19 protein-coding genes and 2 pseudogenes are annotated in these 22,749 nt (G+C 70.2%); 6 read left to right on the top strand and 15 right to left on the bottom strand.

All coding sequences use genetic code 11. From position 1 onward, the window contains the following. Positions 1-37: 37 nt before the first annotated feature. The 5 genes from AB0A95_RS15930 to AB0A95_RS15910 form a co-directional block, all read right to left on the bottom strand. Positions 38-367, bottom strand: coding sequence for a Rieske (2Fe-2S) protein (locus AB0A95_RS15930; protein ID WP_357556465.1), 330 nt, complete (start codon positions 365-367; stop codon positions 38-40). Further along, positions 367-2,940: a nitrite reductase large subunit NirB gene (gene nirB / locus AB0A95_RS15925; RefSeq protein WP_357556464.1), complete on the bottom strand. Its 2,574-nt coding sequence runs from the start codon at positions 2,938-2,940 to the stop codon at positions 367-369. The genes AB0A95_RS15930 and nirB overlap by 1 nt, the downstream gene beginning before the upstream one ends. Beyond that, positions 2,940-3,287: a molybdopterin oxidoreductase gene (locus AB0A95_RS15920; protein WP_357556463.1), complete on the bottom strand. Its 348-nt coding sequence runs from the start codon at positions 3,285-3,287 to the stop codon at positions 2,940-2,942. The genes nirB and AB0A95_RS15920 overlap by 1 nt, the downstream gene beginning before the upstream one ends. A 16-nt stretch (positions 3,288-3,303) precedes the next feature. Further along, positions 3,304-5,430 carry a molybdopterin oxidoreductase family protein gene (locus tag AB0A95_RS15915; protein WP_357556549.1) on the bottom strand — a complete coding sequence of 709 codons (2,127 nt, stop codon included), beginning with the start codon at positions 5,428-5,430 and terminating at the stop codon, positions 3,304-3,306. A 96-nt stretch (positions 5,431-5,526) separates the two neighbouring features. Beyond that, positions 5,527-6,945 carry an NAD(P)-binding domain-containing protein gene (locus AB0A95_RS15910; RefSeq protein ID WP_357556462.1) on the bottom strand — a complete coding sequence of 473 codons (1,419 nt, stop codon included), beginning with the start codon at positions 6,943-6,945 and terminating at the stop codon, positions 5,527-5,529. Positions 6,946-7,091: 146 nt separating this feature from the next. Here AB0A95_RS15910 and AB0A95_RS15905 point away from each other — a divergent pair, with 146 nt between their 5' ends. From AB0A95_RS15905 to AB0A95_RS15890, 4 genes and pseudogenes are all read left to right on the top strand, one after another. Further along, positions 7,092-7,469 (top strand): metalloregulator ArsR/SmtB family transcription factor, encoded by a 378-nt coding sequence (locus AB0A95_RS15905; RefSeq protein WP_357556461.1) that lies wholly within the window; start codon positions 7,092-7,094, stop codon positions 7,467-7,469. Between the two features lie 106 nt (positions 7,470-7,575). Further along, positions 7,576-7,896: pseudogene (locus tag AB0A95_RS15900) on the top strand (arsenical-resistance protein); the annotation flags it as partial. 17 nt (positions 7,897-7,913) lie between these two features. After that, the gene (locus AB0A95_RS15895) at positions 7,914-8,321 is read left to right on the top strand and encodes an arsenate reductase ArsC (RefSeq protein WP_357556460.1); all 408 of its coding nucleotides are present in this window, start codon (positions 7,914-7,916) and stop codon (positions 8,319-8,321) included. An 815-nt stretch (positions 8,322-9,136) separates the two neighbouring features. Then, positions 9,137-9,337, top strand: a pseudogene (locus tag AB0A95_RS15890) (glutathione-dependent formaldehyde dehydrogenase); the annotation flags it as partial. Between the two features lie 49 nt (positions 9,338-9,386). Here AB0A95_RS15890 and AB0A95_RS15885 read toward each other — a convergent pair. From AB0A95_RS15885 to AB0A95_RS15875, 3 genes are all read right to left on the bottom strand, one after another. Beyond that, positions 9,387-10,496: a hypothetical protein gene (locus AB0A95_RS15885; protein ID WP_357556459.1), complete on the bottom strand. Its 1,110-nt coding sequence runs from the start codon at positions 10,494-10,496 to the stop codon at positions 9,387-9,389. 131 nt (positions 10,497-10,627) lie between these two features. Then, positions 10,628-11,215 (bottom strand): VanZ family protein, encoded by a 588-nt coding sequence (locus tag AB0A95_RS15880; protein ID WP_357556458.1) that lies wholly within the window; start codon positions 11,213-11,215, stop codon positions 10,628-10,630. A gap of 54 nt (positions 11,216-11,269) precedes the next feature. Then, entirely contained in the window at positions 11,270-12,085 is an 816-nt protein-coding gene (locus tag AB0A95_RS15875; protein ID WP_357556457.1) for a serine hydrolase domain-containing protein, read from the bottom strand. A gap of 231 nt (positions 12,086-12,316) precedes the next feature. Here AB0A95_RS15875 and AB0A95_RS15870 point away from each other — a divergent pair, with 231 nt between their 5' ends. Together AB0A95_RS15870 and AB0A95_RS15865 are read left to right on the top strand one after the other, a co-directional pair. Further along, positions 12,317-12,973 (top strand): response regulator transcription factor, encoded by a 657-nt coding sequence (locus AB0A95_RS15870; RefSeq protein WP_357556456.1) that lies wholly within the window; start codon positions 12,317-12,319, stop codon positions 12,971-12,973. Then, entirely contained in the window at positions 12,970-14,079 is a 1,110-nt protein-coding gene (locus AB0A95_RS15865) for a HAMP domain-containing sensor histidine kinase (RefSeq protein ID WP_357556455.1), read from the top strand. The genes AB0A95_RS15870 and AB0A95_RS15865 overlap by 4 nt, the downstream gene beginning before the upstream one ends. A 349-nt stretch (positions 14,080-14,428) precedes the next feature. On the opposite strand, the gene AB0A95_RS15860 is transcribed toward AB0A95_RS15865, so the two are convergent. The 7 genes from AB0A95_RS15860 to AB0A95_RS15830 form a co-directional block, all read right to left on the bottom strand. Next, complete coding sequence (locus AB0A95_RS15860) at positions 14,429-15,646, bottom strand: iron-containing alcohol dehydrogenase (protein ID WP_357556454.1); 1,218 nt, start codon at positions 15,644-15,646, stop codon at positions 14,429-14,431. Between the two features lie 87 nt (positions 15,647-15,733). Further along, on the bottom strand, positions 15,734-17,194 hold the full coding sequence (locus AB0A95_RS15855; protein WP_357556453.1) for an NAD-dependent succinate-semialdehyde dehydrogenase: 1,461 nt from the start codon (positions 17,192-17,194) through the stop codon (positions 15,734-15,736). Between the two features lie 169 nt (positions 17,195-17,363). Next, entirely contained in the window at positions 17,364-18,440 is a 1,077-nt protein-coding gene (locus AB0A95_RS15850; RefSeq protein ID WP_357556452.1) for an ABC transporter ATP-binding protein, read from the bottom strand. Then, on the bottom strand, positions 18,440-19,507 hold the full coding sequence (locus AB0A95_RS15845; RefSeq protein ID WP_357556451.1) for an ATP-binding cassette domain-containing protein: 1,068 nt from the start codon (positions 19,505-19,507) through the stop codon (positions 18,440-18,442). The genes AB0A95_RS15850 and AB0A95_RS15845 overlap by 1 nt, the downstream gene beginning before the upstream one ends. After that, positions 19,507-20,418 carry a carbohydrate ABC transporter permease gene (locus AB0A95_RS15840; protein WP_357556450.1) on the bottom strand — a complete coding sequence of 304 codons (912 nt, stop codon included), beginning with the start codon at positions 20,416-20,418 and terminating at the stop codon, positions 19,507-19,509. Before AB0A95_RS15840 ends, AB0A95_RS15845 begins: the two co-directional genes overlap by 1 nt. Beyond that, on the bottom strand, positions 20,418-21,365 hold the full coding sequence (locus AB0A95_RS15835; RefSeq protein ID WP_357556449.1) for a sugar ABC transporter permease: 948 nt from the start codon (positions 21,363-21,365) through the stop codon (positions 20,418-20,420). Before AB0A95_RS15835 ends, AB0A95_RS15840 begins: the two co-directional genes overlap by 1 nt. Next, positions 21,362-22,747, bottom strand: coding sequence for an extracellular solute-binding protein (locus AB0A95_RS15830; RefSeq protein ID WP_357556448.1), 1,386 nt, complete (start codon positions 22,745-22,747; stop codon positions 21,362-21,364). The genes AB0A95_RS15835 and AB0A95_RS15830 overlap by 4 nt, the downstream gene beginning before the upstream one ends. Positions 22,748-22,749 lie beyond the last annotated feature (2 nt).

The following is a 22,749-nucleotide window of genomic DNA, read 5'->3' as shown; positions in this document are numbered from 1 at the left end:
GTCCTCGGTCCGCTCGACACCGTGACTGGTTCGCTCCTCAGGCCGGCGGCAGACCCACCACCAGGCGTCCGTCGTCGTCGACACGGACCGGGTACACGGTGAGTGGGGGCTGTCCGGTGGTCGAACAGCCGGTCGCCAACTCGAAGGTGTTCTGGTGCAGGGGGCAGACGACGACAGTCATGTCCACCAGGCCGTCCGCGAGCGGCCCGCCGGCGTGCGGGCAGACCGCCGACACCGCGCGCAGGCCGCCGTCACGCAGCCGGAAGATGGCGATCATGTCGTCACCCACGGCGTAGGCACGCCCCTCCCCGACGGGGATCTCGTCGACCGGCCCGAGCCGGTGTTCCACGGCGACGAGCCTGGCCATCACGCCCGCCTCGCGGACGCCGGACCGGCACCGTTCCCGTTGCCGGCCGAGCCGCCCGTCACCGAGCCCGGACCCGGGACGGAGGCCGGTACGGCTTCGCGGACCGGCACCTGGGGCAGGACAGTCAACGGCAGTGAGGTGCGGAACTGCCCCGGCGTGACCGGGTCGCGCCGTTCCAGCCACGGGTCCCGGTACGCGGCCACGGAGGCAGCCATGGCCGCGTCCAGCCGCGCCGCGATGCCGTCGCTGTCGTCGACGACCACCGCCCGGATGTGGTCGATGCCGAGCCGGGGCACCCACGCGTACGTGCGTTCCAACCAGTTCGCGCTCTCCCGGTAGTACTGGAGGAACCGGCCGGTCAGCGTGATGACCTCGTCGGGCGAGTCGACGACGGCGAGGAGGTCCCCCTTGCGGACGTGGGCGCCGGCGGCCCCGCCGACGTAGATCTCCCACCTGCCGCCGTCGATGGCGACCACACCAAGATCCTTCACGTACGCCTCGGCGCAGTTGCGGGGGCAGCCGGTGACGGCGAGCTTCATCTTGCCGGGGCCCTCGATGGCCTTGAACCGGTCCTCGATCGCGATGCCGAGAGCTGTGGAGTCGCCGACGCCGAAGCGGCAGAAGTCGGAGCCGACGCAGGTCTTCACCGTACGGAAGCTCTTGCCGTACGCGTACCCGGACGGCATGTCGAGGTCCGCCCACACCTTCGGCAGGTCTTCCTTGCGGATGCCGAGCAGGTCGATGCGCTGGCCGCCGGTGATCTTCACCAGTGGCACTGAGTACTTCTCGGCCACCTCGGCGATCCGCTTGAGCTGCGCCGGTGTGGTCACGCCGCCCTTGATCTGGGGAACGACAGAGAAGGTGCCGTCGCGCTGGATGTTGGCGTGCACCCGGTCGTTGATGAAGCGGGCGTCGCGTTCGTCGACGTACTCGTCGCCCCACATCATCCGCAGCAGCGAGGCCAGGCCCATCTTGCTCCTCGCGTCCTCCTCGCCGCCGGGCACGAGGGTGGCGAACACCGCGGAGACGGATTTCAGGCCGCGTTCGCGGATCACCGCCATCAGCTCCGCCTTGGGCATCGGCACACCGGGGACGTACCAGCTCGCGGCCGGGTCGTCCTCGACCTTGCCGTCAGCGGCCCACTCGACGATCTGGGCGACCAGGCCCTTGCACGACCCGCAGCCCTTGCCGGCACGGGTGGCGTCCATGACACCGGTGAGCGTCTTCACGCCGCCCCGCACGGTGCCGACAAGCGCCCGCTTGGTGACGCCGTTGCAGTTGCACACCTGCACGTCGTCGCCGAGCTCCGCGGCACTCACGTCGGCCGACGGCGCGCCGAGGTCGAACAGCATCTCGACCCGCTCCTTCGGCAGGGCTAGCCCACGGTCGAAGGCCTGCATGAGGAACGCGACCTTCCGCACGTCGCCGAGGAGGGTCGCGCCGACAAGCCGGTCGTCGCGGATGACGAGGCTCTTGTAGACGCCCTTGCGCGGCTCGGCGAAGACGATCGTCTCGTCGTCGTCGCGTTCCGCCTCCTTCAGTCCCATCGAAGCGACGTCCACACCCGCCACCTTGAGCTTGGTGGCCAGCCGAGAGCCGTGGTACGCCGCGAACGGGTTCGTCCCGGTGATGTGGTCGGCGAGCACCCGCGCCTGCTCCCACAGCGGAGCCACCAGGCCGTACGTCTCGCCGCGGTGCTGGGCGCACTCGCCGACCGAGTAGATGTCGACCTCGTCCTGCACGCGCATCTGGTCGTCGACGACGATGCCCCGCTCCACCGGCAGCCCGCTCGTCGCGGCCATCTCGGCGTTCGCCCGGATGCCGGCGGCCACGACGACGACGTCGCAGGCCACGGTCCGACCGTCCTTGAGCTTGACCCCCGTCACGGCGTGCTTGCCGAGCACCTCGGTGGTGTGCGCGCCGAGGACGACCTCGATGCCGAGTCGTTCGATGCTGCGCCGCAGGATCGCGCCCGCCTGAGCGTCGAGCTGAGCGTTCATCAGATGGCCGGCGGCGTGCACGAGGGTCACGTGGGCCAGGTGGTTCTGGAGGCCGCGGGCGGCCTCCAGACCGAGCAGGCCGCCGCCGATCACCACGGCGCGCTCGTGCTCGCGGGCGTACCGGATCATGTTGCGGGTGTCGTCGATGGTGCGGAACGCGAACACGCCCTGGTGGTAGCCGCGCCCGGGGCGGTGCAGGCCGGGAATCGGCGGGACGAACGCCCGGCTGCCGGTGGCGATGATCAGCTTGTCGTACGGCGTCTCGGTGCCGTCGTCGGCGTAGATCCGTCGCGCGAAGCGGTCGATGCGGGTGACCCGGGTGCCGGCGTGCAGGGTGATGCCGTTGTCGGCGTACCACGACATGTCGTTGAGGAAGATGCCCGCCTCGTCGTCGACCCCGGAGAGCACGTTGGAGAGCAGGATGCGGTTGTAGTTGCCGTACGGCTCCTCGCCGAACATCGTGATGGCGAACTGGTCGCCCCCGCCGCGTTCGAGGATCTCCTCGACGGTGCGGGCGCCGGCCATCCCGTTGCCCACCACGACGAGGCGCCGGCGCTTGTCGGCGGCGTCCATCAGACCTCGACCAGCCCCAGGTCGACGATCACGGTGCCGGACACCCCGGCAGGCGCCGCCACGTGCACCTCGAGACCGGTGCCGGAGTCGAGGTCCTCGACCACCCGCAGCGGCACGTGGACGTCGGACTTGGCGCCGATCGGGAAGTACCGCATCGGCTGGCCGTCACGCACGAGCAGGACACAGATCAGCTCGTCACTGGCGTTGCCGCCCCGGAAGTAGACAGGCTGGGCGACGACGCCGCCCGGCACCACGTAGCTGAGCGTGCCGTCGACGAGGCCGGGCCGGTCGAGACCCTTGCCCTCGAAGCTGTAGACGCCTTGCAAGAAACGGGGAGTGGTGTGCACAGCGACGCTCCCTTGCTCAGTGAGATGTGGGATTGGGTGGTGGGTTGGTCAACAGGTCGGTGTCGTCCGGGCCGCCCGCGCGCGCGATCGACACCGCGCAGGCCTTGAAGGCCGGCATCCGCGAATGGCGGTCCAGCGCCGGGTCGGTCAGCGCGTTCACGGCGGAGCTGCCGGCCCAGTGAAACGGCGCGAAGATGGTGTCCCGGCGGATGCCGCTGGTGAGGCGCGCCCGGAAGAGCGCCCGCCCGCGTCGGCTGCGCAGTTCCACCACGTCGTTGTCGGCGATGCCGTGTCGGCGGGCGAGGTCCGGGTGCAACTCCGCCCGGGCGTCCGGCAGCGCCATCGTCAGGGCGCCGACCCGGCGGGTCTGGTTGCCGCTCTGGTACTGCTGCATGTTGCGGCCGGTGGTCAGCACGTACGGGTAGTCGGCGTCGGGCAGTTCCGCCGGATCGCGGTGCTCCACCCGGAAGAACCTCGCCCGCCCGTCGGCGGTCGGGAACCGGTCGATGAACAACCGCGGCGTACCGGGATGGTCCTCGCTCGGGCACGGCCAGAAGACCCCCTGCTCCGCCTCGATGCGCTCGTACGTGATTCCGGCGTAGTCGGCTGTCCCGCCGGCGCTGGCCCGGCGCAGCTCGTCGAAGACGCGGCGCGGATCGTCGTCGAAGTAGCGGCCGCGCCCGAGCCGGCCGGCCAGGTCGGCGAGCATCCGCAGGTCGGTGCGGACCTGCGGAGGCGGCGACAGGGCCCGTTTACGGCGGATGACACGCCCCTCCAGATTCGTCATCGTGCCCTCCTCCTCGGCCCACTGGGCCGTGGGCAGCACCACGTCGGCCACGGCTGCGGTCTCGGAGAGGAAGATGTCGGAGACGACAAGCAGGTCCAGCGCCCGCAGCCGGTCCATCACCCGGTTGGCGTGCGGGGCCGACACGGCGATGTTGCTGGCGAGCACGAGCAGCACGCGTACTCCGTCGTCGGTGCCGAGCCGGTCGAGCATCTCCCAGGCCGACCGGCCCGGCCGGGGCAGCTCGTCCGGGTCGATGCCCCAGACGGCCGCGACGTGCGCACGCGCCGCGGGGTCGTCCAGGCGTCGGTAGCCGGGCAGCTGATCGGCCTTCTGACCGTGCTCGCGGCCACCCTGCCCGTTGCCCTGCCCGGTGATCGTGCCGTAGCCGGAGAAGGGCCGTCCGGGCAGACCCAGGGCAAGGGCCAGATTGAGGTACGCCTGCGCGGTGTCGGTGCCGTTGCTGTGCTGCTCGGCGCCGCGAGCGGTGAGCACCATCGCCGATGTCGCGGTCGCCAGCAGCCGTACCGTCTCCCGCAGGTCCCGTTCCGGTACGCCGGTCATCCGCTCCACCCGGTCCGGCCAGTACGCCGCGACGGTGGCCCGGACCGCGTCGAAGCCGCTCGTGCGGTCGCGCACGTAGGTCTCGTCGACCAGACCCTCGCGGATCGCGACGTGCAGCAGCCCGTTCGCCAGGGCGAGGTCCGTGCCCGGCAGCGGTTGCAGGTGGAGGTGGGCGCCAGCCGCGGTGGTCGTCCGGCGGGGGTCCACGACGACGTGCCGCGCGCCGGCGGCCCGTCCGGCGTCGAAGTACTGCATGGACGGCGGTAGCGCGTCCGCCGGATTCGCGCCGACCAGCAGCACGGCCTGCGCCTGGGCGATGTCGGCCAGGGGGAACGGCAGGCCGCGGTCGATCCCGAGGGAGCGGTTCGAGGCGGTCGCCGCGGACGACATGCAGAACCGGCCGTTGTAGTCGATCGACGCCGACCGCAGCGCCACCCGGACGAACTTGCCCAGCGTGTACGCCTTCTCGTTGGTCAGCCCGCCGCCACCGAAGGCTCCGACGCTGTCCGGGCCGTACCGGTCCTGGCTGGCACGGATCGCGTCGACGACGCGGTCGAGGGCCTCGTCCCAGCTCGCTGGCCGCAACGGGCTGGTGCGGTCGGCGGGATCCTTGCGGACCAGCGGGCTCAGCAGCCGGTCACCGTGGTCGAGAAGGTCGGCAGCCGTCCAACCCTTGGCGCACAGGCCGCCCCTGTTGACCGGGAACTCGGTGGGCGCCAACCGGGGCGGCCCGTCGCCGACCGTCAGGGATATCCCGCACTGCATGGCGCAGTAGGGGCAGTGCGTATCGATCATGGACGATGCGCTCACCCGTCCGATGCTTGCCGGACACTGTTTCCGATCCATACCGAGGTCGTAACGCTCTGCGACCCTCGGGCTGGGTGGTGGGCATCAGCTGGCGCAGCAGTTGCCGGCCTGCGTGTCGGCGGGTGCGGCATCGAGGCTGACCAGGGTCAGCGGCGCGGCCCGCAATCCACCGGAGATGCCGGTGGCCAGTCCGCGTCCCGCCGGCTCGACCGATGGTGCGGGCCCGCAGCAGCTGTCGCCGGTCGCCGACTCGTCCGGGTTGCTGTTGCACACGCCGGTCTCGGGTAGGTCGAGTTGGACGTCGCGGGCGGCGCTCCAGTCGCCGGCCAGGGCGGCGACAACGGAGCGGACCTGCTCGTAGCCGGTGGCCATCAGGAAGGTCGGCGCCCGCCCGTAGGACTTCATGCCGACGGCGTAGTAACCCGTCTCAGGGTGGGTGAGCTGGGTGACCCCGTGTGGGGGCACGGTGCCGCAGGAGTGCTCGTTCGGGTCGATCAGCGGGGCCAGGGCGCGGGTGGCGCCCATGACCGGGTCAAGGTCGAGGCGTAGCTCGGCGGCGATCGAGTGGTCGGGGCGGAAGCCGGTCGCCGCGACGATCCGGTCCACAGTGGTCTGCTCTTCGCTGCCGTCGGCGTGGCGCACGACCACGCTGACCCGACCGTCGGTGGGGGTGAGGGCGTGCACGGCGAAACCGGTGAGCAGGCGGATCCGGCCGGCCTCGACGTGCGCGCGTAGCCGGGAGCCGAGCGCGCCGCGGGCGGGCAGCGCGTCGGCGTCGCCGCCGCCGAAGGTACGCGCCGGTGAGGTGGTGCGGATCGCCCAGGTCACTGTGGTGTCCGGGGCGGATTCGGCCAGTTCGGCGAGGGAGAGCAGGGTGTTGGCGGCGGAGTGGCCGGCGCCGACGACGAGGGTGTGCCGGCCGGCGAAGCGGTCCCGGTCGGCGCCGAGGACGTCGGGCAGCGCGTGGTCGAGGTGCGCCGCGACGTCGGCCTCGCCTCGGGCGGGCAGCCCGGAGGAGCCGAGGACGTTCGGGGTGCCCCAGGTGCCCGAGGCGTCGATGACAGCGCGGGCGTGGACCTCCTCGCCGTCGGCGAGGCGTACGAGGAATGGCGTGGTGTCGCGGCCGGTGGTGCGCAGGCGGTCCAGGCCGAGGCGGCTGATCGCCTCGACGCGGGCGCCGTAGCGCAGGTGCGGCTTGAGCTGCGGCACCTGCGCCAAGGGCTGGAGGTAGGCGTCGGCCAACTCGGCGCCGGTGGGCAGGTCTTCCAGGTCGGGGGCGATCCACCCGGCGTCGTCGAGCAGGCGGCGGGCGGCGGGGTCGATGTTGTAGCGCCAGGGGGAGAAGACCCGGACGTGCCCCCACTGCCGTACTGCGGCGGCGGGGGTGTCGCCGGCCTCCAGGACGAGGAACGGTAGGTCACGCTCGTGCAGGTGCGCGGCGGCGGCCAGGCCGACCGGGCCGGCGCCGATCACCACGACGGGCAGGTCATCCAGGGCGTTCATCAGGTGTCTCCTCTGTCTGGAGAGCTGTCGAATCAAAGTAGGGCGGCGGCCCGTGCGTCGACCTGACGGCTCCGCCACGACGTCTGTCTCGACGTTCGTCAAATCAGAGAGTTGCACGCTGTTTAGACACCTGTCAACCTAGAGGCATGTCTAAGCAAGCCGGGTTGCTTCCCGTCATCGACCTCACCGCCGACGCACAGTGCTGCCCGCCGCTGGCGCAGAGCCGGGTGCCGGCGCAGACCGCCGCGGTGCTCGCGCCGGCGTTCAAGGCGCTCGGCGACCCGGTGCGGCTACAGCTGATGTCGATGATCGCCTCCGCGGAGGGCGGGGAGGCGTGCGTCTGCGAACTGACCCCGGCCTTCGACCTGACCGGGCCGACGATCTCGCACCACCTCAGGACGCTGCGCGAGGCCGGCCTCGTCGATGCCGAACGCCGCGGCACCTGGGTGTACTACCGGGCCCGGCCGGCCATCCTGCGCCAGCTCGCCGGACTGCTCAGCGTCGAACCGGCAGCCGTGGCCTGAGGCCTGACCGCGGGTCCACCCCCGGGCCGTCGCCGTGGCCCACCGACACGGTCTGGACCTCGACCACCTCACCAGCGACCGAGAGCCGACGGGAGTGCCCGTGAGCACCAGCCAACCGCTGGACGTCGTCCGCATCGCCCTGCCCCTGCTGGTGTACTTCGCGCTCGTGTGGGCCGGCTCCCACACCCTCGGCCGGGCCATCGGCCTCGGCTACGAACGCACCACCACCCTCGCGTTCACCGCCGCCGGCAACAACTTCGAACTCGCCATCGCCGTCGCGATCGGCACCTTCGGCGTCGCCTCCGGCCAAGCCCTCGCCGGAGTCGTCGGCCCCCTGATCGAGGTACCCGTCCTCGTCGGGCTCGTCTACGTCTCCCTGTGGGCACGCCGCCGCTTCTTCACCCCCACCAACTCCGCAACCGCGTAACCCGGAAGGCACCCGTCGTGAGTGACAAGCCCAGCGTCCTGTTCGTCTGCGTCCACAATGCCGGCCGGTCCCAGATGGCCGCCGGCTGGCTGCGCCACCTCGCCGGCGACGCCGTCGAGGTCCGCTCCGCCGGCTCCGCCCCGGCCGACACCGTCAACCCCGCCGCCGTCCAGGCCATGCGGGAGATCGGCATCGACATCACCGACCAGACCCCCAAACCTCTGGAGTACGCGACAGCGGAGTCCTCCGACGTCATCGTGACCATGGGCTGCGGCGACGCCTGCCCCGTCTTCCCCGGGAAACGCTACGAAGACTGGAAGCTTGACGACCCCGCCGGCCAGGGCGTCGAGGCCGTCCGTCCGATCCGTGACGAGATCCGCACCCGGGTTCAGGCGCTCCTCGCCGACCTCATCCCCGTCCCCTGAGTCTGCGCAAAGAGGTTGATCTGGAAGCGATGGCCTGACGGACTCCTGTACCGCCACCCTGGTGGCGCGCTTCCGTGTCAGGTGAGCGGCCCCGTGAGCACAATCGCCCGATCTGCGTCCAACAGGGCGTCGCGCACTGCCCGCCCCGGCTGATGATGTGGACGGTGCCCGGCGGCGGCTCGGTCACCACTCGGTTCGCGCTCGACGATGCCGAGGACACCCGGGTGACCGGGTGTACGACGACGCCCACGAGCATGCGACTTTCCACGTCCTCTCGGCCGTCGACGTCATCTGACGTGACCACTGCGCAAGTACTCTACGGACCACCGGCACGGGCACCTCACCACTGGCGCAGATGGGTCCCGCCGACGGCGCGGGCGAACGCGTTTGGCGAGCGGAGGGGCTGCGGACGCTACAGTCCACAGCAGCTACGCGGGAGGCGGTCGCGAGGCCCGGAAGAGGAGCCGGGGTGAGACGATCGCGCGGTGACCCGGGATGGGCCGGCGTCGGCCCAGAGTGGTCGCTGACCTGCGCGAGCATCATCCGCAGTGGTTGCCCCGCACTCGCGGTCAGTATCAGCCAAGAATTGGTCTGTGCCTGGCCCGCTCACCGATCTCGGCTACCCAGGGTCGTTTGCGGCAAACAGCTGAGCACTCCCCACTTCACCTTGTGCGCGTCCTTTGCTCTGCACGCGCGGAGGCGACGCTCACGGTCCGTAGCTGGTGCCTCCGCGGGTGCAGAGCAAAGGACGCGGAACCGCCGACCGTCGCCGGGGCCGCGCGGGGCCGGCCCGGCCGGACGGGGCAAGGATGAACAAGGGGCTGACGCTGCGCGGCGCACAGCAGCACGGACAGCGCTACATTCCCATGCTGCTGGAGCGAATGGCCCGCGGTGAGCTGGTCACCGAACATCTCGCGACGCACACCATGCGGTTCGACGACGCACCGCGCGGCTACGAGATGTTCAAACAGAAAATCGACGGTTGCGTTCGAGCCGTCTTCAAGCCCACCAGCTAGCTGACCGTCGCGACTCGGGACATGTGCCCGCTTACCCGCCGTGGTGGGACTACCCGCCCTTCTCGTCCCGCCAGCCGTCGGGTTGCGGATGGTAGCCGTACGCGGCAGTCCGGACCGTCTTCTCGTTTTCCAGCCCGGAGCCGATCGCGCCCCCGACGGTGGCCAGCGAGCTGGTGATCCAGGCGAGCGTCAGATAGTCGGTGAAGTCGACAGGTCGTTGCAGGGTTTGTGCCAGCACTGAGGTGTCGATCAGCAGCGCCCCGACGAGCACCGTTCCCACGAACAACACCACGTAGGACACTGCCGTGGCCAGCGCGAGGGTGAGGATCGTACCCAGGTTGAACAGCCGTGCCAGCTCAGTCGGTGTCTCGCGGCCCGGCTTCTCCCAGAGGTCGTGCGCGACGATCAGCCAGGCCACCAACGCGGCCAGCCCGAGCACCATGATCACGGTGAGCCGGAGTCCGCCGAGGGCATCGCCCATCTGCCAGATGGTGTCCGTGGTGAGCGCGAACGCGGCAGTGCCGAACGCGCCGACCAGCAGCTTGGACAGGCCCAGCAGGGCGCGCCCCGGGCGGTTGGCGCGGACCATGCCGGTCAACAGCCGCGCCCGGCCGATCAGCCCCGAGGCGACGTAGCGCCGCTCGCCGGCATCGGCCTCGCCGACCTCTCGGTGAACGGCGGGCATCCGGCGTGCCGTCTCGGCCGGTGCCTGGCCGGCCGGCGTCACCCGCTGGTCGGGAGCATCGGTCAGCAGCCTGCTCACCAGATCCGGGATGGCCGTGCGGGCCGCTCGCAGCTGGTGCAGCCCCAGCGCGGGCAGGGACACCACCGCGACTCGACGCCGAGCGGAGGTCTGCGCGACCAGCGGCACCCCCTCGGCATGCAGCGGCAGGTCGGTCAGACAGATCGCGACGTCCCACCGGTCGTCGGCACGCCGCTGGGCAAGATCGTCGAGCAGCGCCTCAACGCCGTGGTCGCGGCGCGGCGCCACGTCGCCCCAGCCATCCCGGACGATCCACCGTACGTCTGCGTCGACCCGCTCGGCGAGCACACCGGCCAGCTCGGCGGTGAGCCGTGCGGCCACCCGGGCGGGGTGGTCCGGCGGGGTTGCCACCAGCCCGACGACGATCTCCGGGCGATGGCGTTCGCTGTGGGTCATCGGTGCTCCTCACCGGTACGCGGGCCCGGCCGCAGGCGGTGAACGCAGCCTAAGAGACCACCCCGATGGTTGCGGTGGATTCAGAGCAAGGTGCTCTCGCTCACTCGGGGCCTCGGGCATGCCGACGTTGGTCAGGACTCCCGTGGCCCTGCGCCCTCTGTCGGTCTGCGCGCGTGGTCCCGGGCCGTGGCACGCCACCAGCGACGCGACGCCAGCGCGGCCAGCCCGGCGCCGGCGGCGTTGAGCAGTACGTCGTCCACCGACGACACCCGATCCAGCGGCAGGACGTACTGCGCGGTCTCGACCAGGACCGAGCAGCCCGCCGCGAGCGTCACGATCCGCGGCACCGACGCCAGCGCCGCGAACCGCAGCGGGGCGAAGAAGCCCAGTGCCGCGAATACCAGCAGGTTGCCGACGACCTGACCGAACAGCGTCACCGGCCCCCGGTCGGCGAGGATCGTGAGCAGATCCCGCAGCGGCACCAGGGTCGTCCCGGCCCGAGTGCCCGGCAACAGGATCATCCATACCAACGGCACCGTCCCGTAGACGATGCCGACCTCGGCCAGCGACATCCGCCATGCCCGGGCGGGCGTGGTGCCGGCGGCGATGCGGCGGCGTGCCAGAACCGACACCGCCAGCGCGGCCAAGGGCAGTGCGGCCACCGTGGTGTGGACCACGCCGGTGAACGTACCGACCCAGTAGTGCCAGTCTCTGCGCATGCCAACTCCGCTTCTCGGCGGTCACCCACCCACGACAATGTCCGGAGATCGGCGTCAGCCGCCCCCACCCGGTCCGCCGCCGGGCGAGCCCCCGGTGACGGCCCGCATCTCCTGCTGGCTCATCTCCTTAAGCGGCACGCCGTCGCTGTTGCTGAGGATGACGCCGACCCAGCCGGTGTACGGGTAGATGCTCCAGCTGGCGCCCACACCCGGGTTGCCGTCGGCACGTGCGAACATCCACTGACCGTTGACGATGCGTACCGGGATCGTGTAGGACCCGAACGACGCCGGCCCGTGCGGGAGCTTGGCGGCGGTGAGCAGGTCGGCCCAGGGCCGGTTCAACACCGTGCCGTCGCCCGGCGCGTGCGCGAACCGGACCAGATCCGGCGCGGTGGCGAAGCCGCCGTCCCCGGGGGCGTCGATGAAGGCACGGCCCGGGTTCTTGCCGGCCAGGTACGGGCTGCTCTTGTCCAGGTTGCGGACGGCGTCGACCCGGCTGCCGCCGGCCAGCATCATGTACGGGTGCGCGATGTGCCTGTCGGTGAGCCACTGGGGCCTGGTGGAGAACGCCGTGCCGGTCATGCCGCAGCGCCGGAAGATGTTCTCCTGGACGTAGTCCTCGGCCGGGGTGTTCATCCCGGAGTTGCCGGCCAGCATGTGGTGGATGGTCACCTGCTCGGCGATGTCCCTGGTGAATCCGGTCAGGTACCTGCCCACCGGGTCTGTCAGCTGCACCCTGCGCTGCTGCGCCAGCTGCAACATGGCCACCGCGTGGAACGGCTTGCCCGCCGAACTGAGACTGAACGCGCTCCCCTCGTGGTTGCGGATCCCCTTCTCCCTGTCGGCCATGCCGTAACTGCGGGACAGCACAGTCCGACCCCGGCGCCCAGCAGCGGCACTCCGGCCACCGCGCCGACGGCGGCCAAACCGCCCCAGCTGACCAGCCGCCGCCGGTCGATACCACCTGCCGAAGCCGATTCCATGAGCACGGTCCTTTCCCGATCGACACACGGACCGTTGCAGGTCTACCGACGACCGCGTGTCGGCAACCGATCGCCGACCCATACGCCACTCATATGCGCTGCTGGGGATACTGGGCGGATGCGGGTGCTGCTGGTCGAGGACGAACAACCCCTGGCCACGTACATCGCGGCCGGGCTGACCAAGCATGGCTGCGCCGTGGACGTGGCACACGACGGTCAGCGGGCACTGGACAAGTGCGACATCGTCCCGTACGACGTGGTGGTCCTGGACCGGGACCTTCCCGTGGTGCACGGTGACACAGTGTGCCGGCTGTTGGCGCAGCGCGGCGCCGCCCGGGTGCTGATGCTGACCGCGTCCGGTGCCGTGTCCGACCGGGTGGACGGGCTGGCCCTGGGCGCCGACGACTACCTGGCCAAGCCGTTCGCGTTCGCCGAGTTGGTCGCCCGGGTGCGTGCGCTGGCCCGGCGCAGCACGCCGGCCCGCCCGCCGGTGCTGCACGCGGGGGATGTGGAACTCGATCCGTCCCGGCGTACCGCCGAACGGGCTGGCCGGCTGCTGTCGCTGACCCCGAAGGAGTTCGGGGTGCTGGAACGGCTGCTCGCCGCCGACGGCGCCGTGGTGAGCGCGGAGACGCTGCTGGACAAGGTGTGGGACGAGCACGCCGACCCGTTCACCAACGCCGTGCGGATCACCGTCAGCACCCTGCGGCGCAAGCTCGGTGATCCGCAGCTGATCGAGACCGTTACGGGTGCCGGGTACCGGATCGCCGCGTGATCCGGCGACTGACCGCCCGCAGCCGGCTCACGCTTGTGTACACCGGCCTGGTGCTGGCCGCCGGGTTCCTGCTCTTGGCACTGACGTACGTGCTGCTGGTGCGGGGCGACCTGCGGCTGCCCTCCCCGGGGCCGGACGGCGACCTCGGTGGGCGGCTGCGGGAGGAGGTGATCGTCGATCTGGTGGCTCGGGCCGTATTGGCCCTGCTGGTGGTGACCGCGCTGGCCGGGGTGACCGGCTGGCTGGTGGCCGGGCGGATACTGCGGCCGATCCGGACGATGTCCGGCACCGCGAACCGGTTGTCCGTGGAGAGCCTGTCCGAACGGATACCCGTCCACCAACCCGCCGACGAACTCGCCACGCTGGCCGCCACCATCAACGGCATGCTGGACCGCATCCAGCACGGCATCACCGAACGCGACCGGGTTCTCAACAGCCAACGCCTGTTCGTCGCCAACGCCGCGCACGAACTACGCACCCCGCTCACGACCATGCGCACCGCCATCGACGTCACCCTCGACGGCGAACCCGACCGAACCGAACTCGTCGCGATGGCCAGCGACATCGCCACCGCCGTCGAAACCAGCCAGCGCACCCTCGACGGACTTCTGGTCCTGGCCCGCAGTCAGGCCGGTCCGTCCCGCCGTACGCCAGTGGACCTGGCCGACGTCGCCGCGACCGCCGCCGTCGCAGCCGACCGGTCGGCGAACGACGCCGTCACGCTCCGTACCGACCTGCGGCCGGCGCCGGCCAGCGGCGAGCCGGTGCTGCTGGAACGGATGGTCGGCAACCTGCTGGAGAACGCGCTGCGCTACAACCACGCCGGCGGGCAGGTCACTGTGACCTCCGGTATCGCGAACGGGTACGCGTTCCTGCGGGTGGTCAACACCGGCCCGCTTGTCACGCCGGAGGAGGAGCGGCGGTTGTTCGAGCCGTTCGTCAGGGGCGCCGGCAACGGCACCCGCGGGGCCGGGCTCGGCCTGTCCATCGTCCGGGCGGTCGTCACCGCGCACGACGGAGAGATCTCCAGCGCCGCACGGCCGACCGGCGGTCTGGACATCGCCGTACACCTGCCGTCGGCCCTGGAGGCCCCTCCTTCCGGATGAGGCCTCGGCGCGGCATGTCCGCGACGGACCCTGGGGGTTACGGGCGGCGGCTACGGCGACGGTTGCCAGGTCTTCGCCCGAGAAGCCGGCGCGGTTCACCGAGATCCGAAAAAATCTCCTCGGTGGCAAACGGGTAGCAGCCGTGCCGCACCGCTGACATTCGGGGTACGCCGAAAATCGGCGAGCAACAGGTGAGCCCACACGTCGAGCAGATCCTCGGCCGTCCGCCCCGCACCTTCGCCGGATGGGCCGTCCGCAATGCCACGGCCTTCAAATAGTCGATCGAGCCCCGGGTCGGCCGCGGTGAGCGGGCACCCACCGCGGCCGGGCCGATCAGTCCTGCTCGCCGTCAGGACTTCCGGGTCCGGTCCCCAGCCCAGGCCGCTTCGAGGATCGCGGTCAGGCTGGCGGTGTCGGTCGGGCCCGGATGGTTCTGGATCAGGCGGGTGACGCCACTGGCCATCTCCGCGAAGCGCGGGAGGTCCGCGCGTGCCACGCCGATGTCCGCCAGGGTGGGAGGGATGCCGATGTCGGCGAGGAGCCCGTCGAGCCAGGTGAGGAAGGTGTCCGCGGCCTCGGCATCCGAGGCGTCCGTGACGTCGAGTCCGCACACCCCGGCGAGGACGGCCAACCGGTCGGCGACGGCGTCCCTGGCCGCGTCCAGCGCATAGGGCAGGAGCAGCCCGACGCCCAGGCCGTGCGGCGTGTGCGTGGCCGCGCCGATGGGGTACTGGAGAGCGTGCGGGGCCGCGTTGCCCGCGTGGGAGAAGGCGAGGCCGGCGAGCATCGACCCGTAGGACATGTCGGCGCGCGCGTCCGTGTCGCCGCCGTCCCGGACCGCGCGACGCAGGCTACGGGCGATCCGCGCCGCGGCCCGGAGCGCGTAGTGGTCGGTGATCGGGTTGCGGCCGAGGAACACCTGCTCCACCGGGTCGCGCGGTCCGTGGGCCCGGGGTCGCGCGGTGTAGCTCTCCACCGCGTGGCAGAACGCGTCGATGCCGGAGTGGGCGGTGACTGTCGCAGGGCAGCTGTAGGTGAGCTCGGGGTCGACGATGGCGAAGTCGGGCACGATGTGGACGCTGGAAACCCCCACCTTCAGCTCGCGGTCCGGGTCGGTCAACACCGAGACGGGGGTGAGCTCGGAGCCGGTGCCGGACGTCGTCGGGACGGCGACGAGGGGCATCGTCGGCCCCGGCACCTTCGACTCGCCGTAGAAGTCGCGCGGCGTCCCACCGTGGCGTCGGATGACGCCGACGATTTTGGCGAGGTCGATCACCGTGCCACCCCCGATGGCGAGGATCACGTCGGCGTCCACCTCGGCGGCGACCGAGACGGCCAGGGCGACATCGGTGAGTGGCACGTCCGGCGTCGCGTCGGAGAACACCTCGACGGCCTGGACCTTCTCCCGCACGGCGGCCACGATCTCGGCCACGCCCGGCTGCCCCAGCAGAACCTTGTCGGTAACGATGAGGACCCGCGAACCACTCTCGGCCACCACTCGTGGGATGTTCTGCGCGACCCCTTCGCCCACTATCAGCTGGCGTGGTCCACGGACGGTCTCAAGCATGTCGGTGCCTCTCCGGAACGTCGGCGGCGATTTGCTGGACGCACAGGGCGCGGTGCTCCTCGGCGGGCGCCCGGAGCAGCAGGCCGGTCACGGTAGGTCGATCGCCGCGTAGGTGAGGTCGAGGTACTCGAGGATGCCCTCGTGCGACCCCTCCTTGCCGATCCCGGACTGCTTCACGCCGCCGAACGGAGCTGACGGGTCCGAGATCAGACCACGGTTGATGCCGACCATCCCCGTGTCCAGCCCTTCGGCGAACCGGAGTGCCCGCTGGAGGTCACTGGTGAAGACGTACCCGACCAGGCCGTACTCGGTGTCGTTGGCCTTCGCCAGCACCTCGTCGTCGGACGTGAACGAGATGATCGGCGCCACCGGGCCGAAGATCTCCGCCTCCAGCATCCGCGCATCGTCGGGCACGTCGACGAGGACGGTGGGCGGGTAGAAGTGGCCCGGCCCATCCGGCCGCTCGCCGCCCACCAGGACCCGGGCGCCGCGCTCGACCGCGTCGGCGACGAGCTCGTCGATCTTCGTGACCGAGGCCTCGTCGATCAACGCCCCGACGTGCACGCCGTCGTCGAGCCCGTGGCCCACCGAGAGCGCGCCCATCCGTTCGGCGAAGCGCGCCGTGAACTCCTCGCGCACCGGCTCCTCGACGTAGATCCGGTTGGCCGCGATGCACGACTCCCCGATGTTGCGCATCTTGGCCACCATGGCGCCGTCGACAGCGACGTCCAGGTCGGCGTCCGCACACACGATCAGGGCCGCGTTGCCGCCCAGTTCCATCGAGGTACGCAGCACGTTGTCCGCGGCCTGGCGCAGCAGCACGCGCCCGACCTCGGTCGACCCGGTGAACGAGAGCTTGCGGGTCCGACTGTCGGCCAGCAGTGCGGAGACCACAGTGCCGGAACGCTTGGTGGTCACCACGTTGACGACGCCCGGGGGAACGCCGACCTCCTCCATGATGCGGGCCAGCAGCAGCATGGTGAGTGGCGTCTGGCCGGCCGGCTTGGTGATCGTGGTGCAACCAGCGGCCAACGCGGGAGCGATCTTGCGGGCACCCATGGCCAACGGGAAGTTCCAGGGCGTCACGAAGACGCACGGTCCGACCGGCTTCGGCACGGTGAGGACGCGATATCCACCGGAGGGAGCGGTGCTGTAACGCCCCTCGACGCGTACCGCCTCCTCGGCGAACCACCGGAAGAACTCGGCACCGTAGGCCACCTCGCCCCGAGCCTCGGCGAGCGGCTTGCCCATCTCGAGCGTTATCAGCCGGGCGACCTCCTCGGATCGCTCGGTCAGTGCCCGGTACGTCGCGGTCAACAACTCGGACCGTTTCCGCGGTGGGGTCGCCGCCCACTGCGCCATCGCCTTGCTCGCCGCGTCCAGTGCGGCGAGCCCGTCCACGACGTCGGCGTCCGCCACCTCGGCGATGGTCTTGCCGGTGGCCGGGTCCTCGACGGCAAATGTGGCTCCGCTCGCGGCGTCGCGCCAGGCGTCGCCGATCCGGAGCCGCCGGTGCTCGGGCGCCAGGACGTTCATCGGGTCACTCACTGCGTCGCCTCCTGTGATCTTCTTGGTGCTGTCCGGCGTGCCTCGACGATCGCGACGCCGGCGCCACCGATCGCCCTGTCGGAGCACGGCCGTCTCCGTGTCGACAGGCCGTGCGCACCGGTGCCGGCCGGTGTCACCTGCGGGCGCATGTCGCCGTCGCCGCCAGGCCCTAGCGCCCGACCTCGGACAGCGACAGCCCGGTGCCCGCGTCGAACAGGTGCGCACGGTCCAGGTCGATGGTGACGTGCAGCCGTTCGCCTGGCGAACCGGTGACTGTGGGTCGTGCCTTGACCTTGAGGATCTCCGTCCCCACGAGGACATCGACCACCGTTCGGTCACCGAGCGGCTCGAGCCCGTAGAGTTCCCCCGACAACGACGCGTCCCCACGCTGCTCGACGGACAGGTCCTCCGCGCGCACGCCCAGCAGAAGGGCACGACCGTCCTCGGCCGTGGTCCAGCGGGGCCGCGGCAGTGTCCAACCCTGCGCACCGACCAGACGATCTCCCTCGGCGCGGCAGGCGAGCAGGCTGATCGGCGGGCTTCCGACGAATCCGGCCACCCACTTGTTGGCGGGACGTTCGTACACCTCGGTCGGCGTCCCGACCTGCTGCACCGTCCCCTCCTTGAGGACCGCGACCTGGTCGGCCATGGACAGGGCCTCGACCTGGTCGTTCGTCACGTAGACGAATGTCGCTCCGAGGCTGCGGTGGATGCGGGTGAGCTCGGTGCGCATCTCGACACGGAGCTTGAGGTCGAGGTTCGTCAGCGGCTCGTCCATGAGGAACGCGCGCGGGCGACGGACCAGCGCCCGGGCCAGGGCGACACGCTGCATCTCACCGCCCGACAACTGCGCGGGACGACGTTGCAGCAGGCGTTCGATGTGCAGCAGGTTCGACATCTGCTCGACGGCGGCGGCGATCTCACTCGACGATCGGCGGCGGGCCCGCAGCGGCGAGGCGATGTTCTCGTACACGGTGTGCCGCGGGTAGAGGGCGTAGCTCTGGAAGACCATGGCCAGGTCGCGTGCGGCAGGGGCGTCAGCGGTCGCGTCCCTGCCGTCCAGATGCACCGACCCGGCGTCAAGTTTCTCCAGGCCGGCGATCGCCCGCAGGGTCGTCGTCTTTCCTGCCCCGGAGGGCCCGAGCACGACGAAGAACGACCCGTCCGGTACGTCCAGCGTCACCCCGTCCAGGGCCTGGACCTTACCGAAGGACTTGCACAGCCCTTGCACTGCAACGGTTCCCATCAGGCCACCAGCTCTTCCGTGCTCACGTCGTAGACCGCCGGGGTCCCACCGGTGTGCCGTAGCCCGACCTTCGCGTCAGCGGCGAAACGGACAGTCGGCGGCATCCGCACCCGTACGTCGCGCTGACCGCTGTGGTCGACCACGTAGATGATTTCGTCGCCCAGCCACTCCGCCGAGACCACGCGGGCCGGGACCGAGCCCTCCGCCCCCGGTTCGGTGACTTCCAGCGCCTCCGGTCGGACACCCGCGACCAGGCGACGGTCGCGCGACAGACCCGGCGGTGGCGTGAGGGCCAGTCCGCCCTGACTGCGCAGCTTCCCGTCGGCCACCTCCACCTCGATGAGGTTCATCGGCGGGGAGCCGATGAACGCGGCGCAGAAGAGACTCGCCGGACGGTCGTAGACCTCCAGCGGCGTGCCGATCTGCTCGACGCGGCCCTTGTTGAGAATGGCGATCCGGTGACCGAGCGACATCGCCTCGACCTGGTCGTGGGTGACGTAGACCATCGTCGCCCCGAGTTCGCCCTGTAGGTGCTTGATCTCCGTGCGCATGTCCGCTCTCAACTCGGCGTCCAGATTGGTGAGCGGTTCGTCCATGAGGAATGCGCGCGGTCGTCGTACCAGGGCGCGAGCCAGCGCGACGCGCTGCTGCTCCCCGCCGGACAGCTGGCGCGGTCGCCGGTCCAGGAGCGGACCAAGCCGCATCAGCCGGGCGGCCTCCTCGACCCGCCTGTGCACCTCGGCCTTCGGAAGGCCCTCGGCCCGCAGCGGGAAGGCGAGGTTGTCGCGGGTTCGCAGATGGGGGTATAGGGCGTAGAACTGGAACACCATGGCGATGTCGCGCTCGGCGGGCGGCAGGTCGTTGACGAGCGTGTTGCCGATGCGGATGTCGCCAGTGGTCTGCCTCTCCAGGCCGGCGATGGCCCGCAGTGTGGTCGTCTTGCCGCAACCCGACGGGCCGAGCATCACGAACAGCTCGCCGTCGCCGATGGACAGGTCCACGTGCTCGACCGCGACAGTCCCGTCCGGGTAGCGCTTGTGCAGCGCGGTCACCTCGATGCCCGCCATCAGCGTCGCACCGCCCCGAGCGTCACGCCGGCGATGAGGTGCCTGCGCACCAGGTAGGCGAAGACGAGCACCGGCAGGGCGAACACCACGGAGGCGGCGGCCACCAGGCCCCAGTCCACTGTGGTGCCCCCGATGAGACCGGCGATGGCCGGTGGTGCCGTCCGTACGCTGTCGCTGGAGGTGAGGAAGATGGCGAAGACGAACTCGTTCCACGAGAAGATGAGTGCGAAGACCGCCGTCGCGGCGATGCCGGGCACGAGCAGGGGGAGGGTATATCGCCAGAACGCCTGCAATCGGGTGTAGCCGTCGAGCATTGCGGCATCCTCGTACTCCGCGGGCACCTCGTCGACGAACCCCTTCATCATCCAGATCGTGAACGGGACGTTGAACGCGGCGTAGATGAGGATCAGGCCCAGCTTGTTGTCGATGAGCCCGACCTGGCGGTACATGAGGAAGATCGGGACCACGACCACCACGGGCGGCATGAAGCGGGTGGACAGGATGAAGAACAGTTGGTCCTTCTTGGCCTTCACGGCGAAGCGCGAGTAGGCCCAGGCCGCCGGCACCCCCAGCACCGTGGCCAGCAGCGTGGAGACCCCGGCGACCACGACGGAGTTGAGGAACGCGACGGACAGGGCCGAGCGACCGCCGTCGGGGGCGACGAACACGTCCTTGTAGTGCTCCATCGTGACCTTGAAGTCGAAGAACTTGGCCGGGATGGCGTAGACGTCCCGGTTCTCCTTGATGGACGTCTCGATCATCCACAGCACCGGAAAGAGCATCACGACGGCCAGCACGGTCAGCAGCGTGACCTCCACCAGGGAACGGCCCCGGCTGCCGAGACGACGCGCGGGCGGCCTGTGATCCGGGGCAGGACCTGTGGAGACGGCCTCGTCGACGGAGACGGCCATCAGTCCTCCTTGAGCTTGTTCAGATAGCGCAGGTAGAGCTGCGTGAGGACGATGACGACGAGGACCATGAGGATTCCGTACGCCGAGGCGGTTCCGGTGTTGAAGCCCAGGAACGCGACCTTGTAGACGTGGAACGACAACGTCTCGGTGGAGACACCCGGGCCTCCGCTGGTGAGGATGTAGACGAGGTCGAAAAGCCGGAACGCCTCGATGGCCCGGAACAGCACGGCGATGAGGAGCAGCGGCCACACCAGCGGAAGGGTGATGGTGCGGAACCGGAACCACTCGGACGCCCGGTCGATCGAGGCGGCCTCGTACAGGTACTTGGGAACCGCGGTGAGGCCCGCGAGTGCGATGAGCATGATGAACGGCGTCCACTGCCAGGTGTCGACCACGATCAGGGAGACCAGCGCCGTTCGCTGCCGGGTGAGCCACTCCACCTGCCCCACGCCGACGGAGCCGAGCATGCTGTTGATCACGCCGAACTGCGCGTCGAGCATGAATCGCCAGAACAGCCCGACCACGACCGGCGACAGCATCATCGGCACCAGGAACAGGGTGGTCAGCAGCCCTCGCCCGTGCGTGCGTCGGGAGATCAGGTAGGCGATGGAGAAACCGAGCACGGTCTGTAGGCCGACCGCGCCGATCACGTAGATCAACGTCGTCAGGGCCCTCTGGTGGACCTGCGCCGACGTCAGGATGGCTGTGTAGTTCCCGAACCAGATGAAGTTGGCGGGCCCGCCGCGGGTGGCCGAGTAGTCGGTGAAGGACAGGTACAACGCCCACAGCAACGGGAACACCGACATGGCGAGCAACAGCAGCAGCGCGGGGGAGATGAAGGTGACGGCGAGCCCGCGGTCGCTCAGCCGCCGGGACCGACCCGGTGCAGGTGGCGTCGCGGACGCCACCTGCCCGGGGTCGGTCGTCAGAGGGACGGAGTCACTCACAGTCCGCCGCCACCCTTGCGGCTGCTGGAGTCGAGGACGCCCTGCTGCTCCTTGGCGATGTCGTCGAGCGCGTCCTTCGGCTTCTTCGCACCGTTGAGCGCCGCGTTCACGTTGGTGTTCTCGATGTTGACGAGACGCGCGTACTCGGGCACGTTCCACATGTCCCGCATGCGCGGAACCGAGTCGGCGTACACCTGGTTGAACGGGCCCGCGTTGAGGAACTCGGGCGACTCCAGGGCGTCCGTACGCGATGGCACGCCACCAGCCGCGGCCCACTTCTTCTGGATGTCAGCCCGCTCGAACCACTCCATGAAGTTCAGGGCCTCGGCCTGGTTCGCCTTGGCGGAGTAGGCCGACACGTGCATCCCCATGCCGCCGAGGGGGACCAGGTTCGTCTTCTGGCTGGGCAGGGTGGCAAAGCCCAGCTTGTCGAGAATCTGCTGCCGCGTGGTGCCGAGCGTCGACTGCTTGGGATCGAGCAGGCCGCCGCTCGCGGCGATCCAGTTGAACGCGATGCATGCCTTGCCCTGGGCGACCGCCGCGTTCACCTCGTCGATGAACCAGTTGCCGGAGCCCTTGGCGGTCAGCGGCTTCATCTTGTTGACCAGGACGTCCATCGCCTCCTGGCCCGCGGCGTCGTTGAGGACGCCCTCGATCTTGCGCGTCTTGGCGTCCCAGAGGTTGCCGCCGTAGACGCCGTTGACCGTGTTGTAGGTGACGGCCGCGGCGTCGGAGCCGTTGGCCTGGTGGAAGGCCAGCCCGCTGACGCCGGGGTTCTCCGCCTGGCACTTCTCGGCGGCTGCGATCATCTGGTCCCACGTCTGCGGTGGCTTGTCGCCGATCAGGTCCTTGCGGTAGATCATCGTCCAGGTGTCGCCGAGCAGCGGCAGTCCGTACAGGCTGGCGTTCTCGTCGCGCTTGCCGGTCTCCGCCTGGGGGTACTGCCCGTAGGCCGCCAGGAGGTACGGGTTGTAGGCAGTGACGTCGATGTTCTTCTTGACGAAGTCGGTGAGGTCGAGGATGTTGCCGTTCGTCACGGCCTCACCGATGTGCTGCGAGTCCAGGATCGCGATGTCGAAGTCGGTCTTGTGCGCGGCGAACTGGGTGAACATCGCGTCGTGCCAGTTCGCGTTCGGCACGGTGTTGACCTTGATGGTCGCGTTCGGCCGCTCCTTCTTGTACTCCGCGTTCGCGAAGTCCTCCAGCGCGTGGGCGGGCGGCCAGTCGAACCAGATGAAGCTGAGGGTCAGCGGGTCCTTGGTGAGCTCCGGGATCGCCGCCGGTGCCTTGGGGGCGCTCGCCTTCGTGCCGTCGTCCTTGCCGTCGCCGCAGGCCGTCACGGTCGTGGCCACCAGCAGCAGGGCCGCCGTCGCCAACTGCACCC

The sequence above is a fragment of the Micromonospora sp. NPDC049230 genome, assembly GCF_040647875.1.
Taxonomy (GTDB): domain Bacteria; phylum Actinomycetota; class Actinomycetes; order Mycobacteriales; family Micromonosporaceae; genus Micromonospora.
This window is presented reverse-complemented; position numbering and strand designations above follow the sequence as displayed.

Excerpts from the sequence above, each read along its gene's own strand:
- AB0A95_RS15930 (WP_357556465.1), bottom strand. The coding sequence starts at position 367 with ATGGCCAGGCTCGTCGCCGTGGAACACCGGCTCGGGCCGGTCGACGAG.
- nirB (WP_357556464.1), bottom strand. The coding sequence starts at position 2,940 with ATGGACGCCGCCGACAAGCGCCGGCGCCTCGTCGTGGTGGGCAACGGG.
- AB0A95_RS15915 (WP_357556549.1), bottom strand. The coding sequence starts at position 5,430 with ATGATCGATACGCACTGCCCCTACTGCGCCATGCAGTGCGGGATATCC.
- AB0A95_RS15910 (WP_357556462.1), bottom strand. The coding sequence starts at position 6,945 with ATGAACGCCCTGGATGACCTGCCCGTCGTGGTGATCGGCGCCGGCCCG.
- AB0A95_RS15905 (WP_357556461.1), top strand. The coding sequence starts at position 7,092 with ATGTCTAAGCAAGCCGGGTTGCTTCCCGTCATCGACCTCACCGCCGAC.
- AB0A95_RS15885 (WP_357556459.1), bottom strand. The coding sequence starts at position 10,496 with ATGACCCACAGCGAACGCCATCGCCCGGAGATCGTCGTCGGGCTGGTG.
- AB0A95_RS15880 (WP_357556458.1), bottom strand. The coding sequence starts at position 11,215 with ATGCGCAGAGACTGGCACTACTGGGTCGGTACGTTCACCGGCGTGGTC.
- AB0A95_RS15870 (WP_357556456.1), top strand. The coding sequence starts at position 12,317 with ATGCGGGTGCTGCTGGTCGAGGACGAACAACCCCTGGCCACGTACATC.
- AB0A95_RS15860 (WP_357556454.1), bottom strand. The coding sequence starts at position 15,646 with ATGCTTGAGACCGTCCGTGGACCACGCCAGCTGATAGTGGGCGAAGGG.
- AB0A95_RS15850 (WP_357556452.1), bottom strand. The coding sequence starts at position 18,440 with ATGGGAACCGTTGCAGTGCAAGGGCTGTGCAAGTCCTTCGGTAAGGTC.
- AB0A95_RS15845 (WP_357556451.1), bottom strand. The coding sequence starts at position 19,507 with ATGGCGGGCATCGAGGTGACCGCGCTGCACAAGCGCTACCCGGACGGG.
- AB0A95_RS15840 (WP_357556450.1), bottom strand. The coding sequence starts at position 20,418 with ATGGCCGTCTCCGTCGACGAGGCCGTCTCCACAGGTCCTGCCCCGGAT.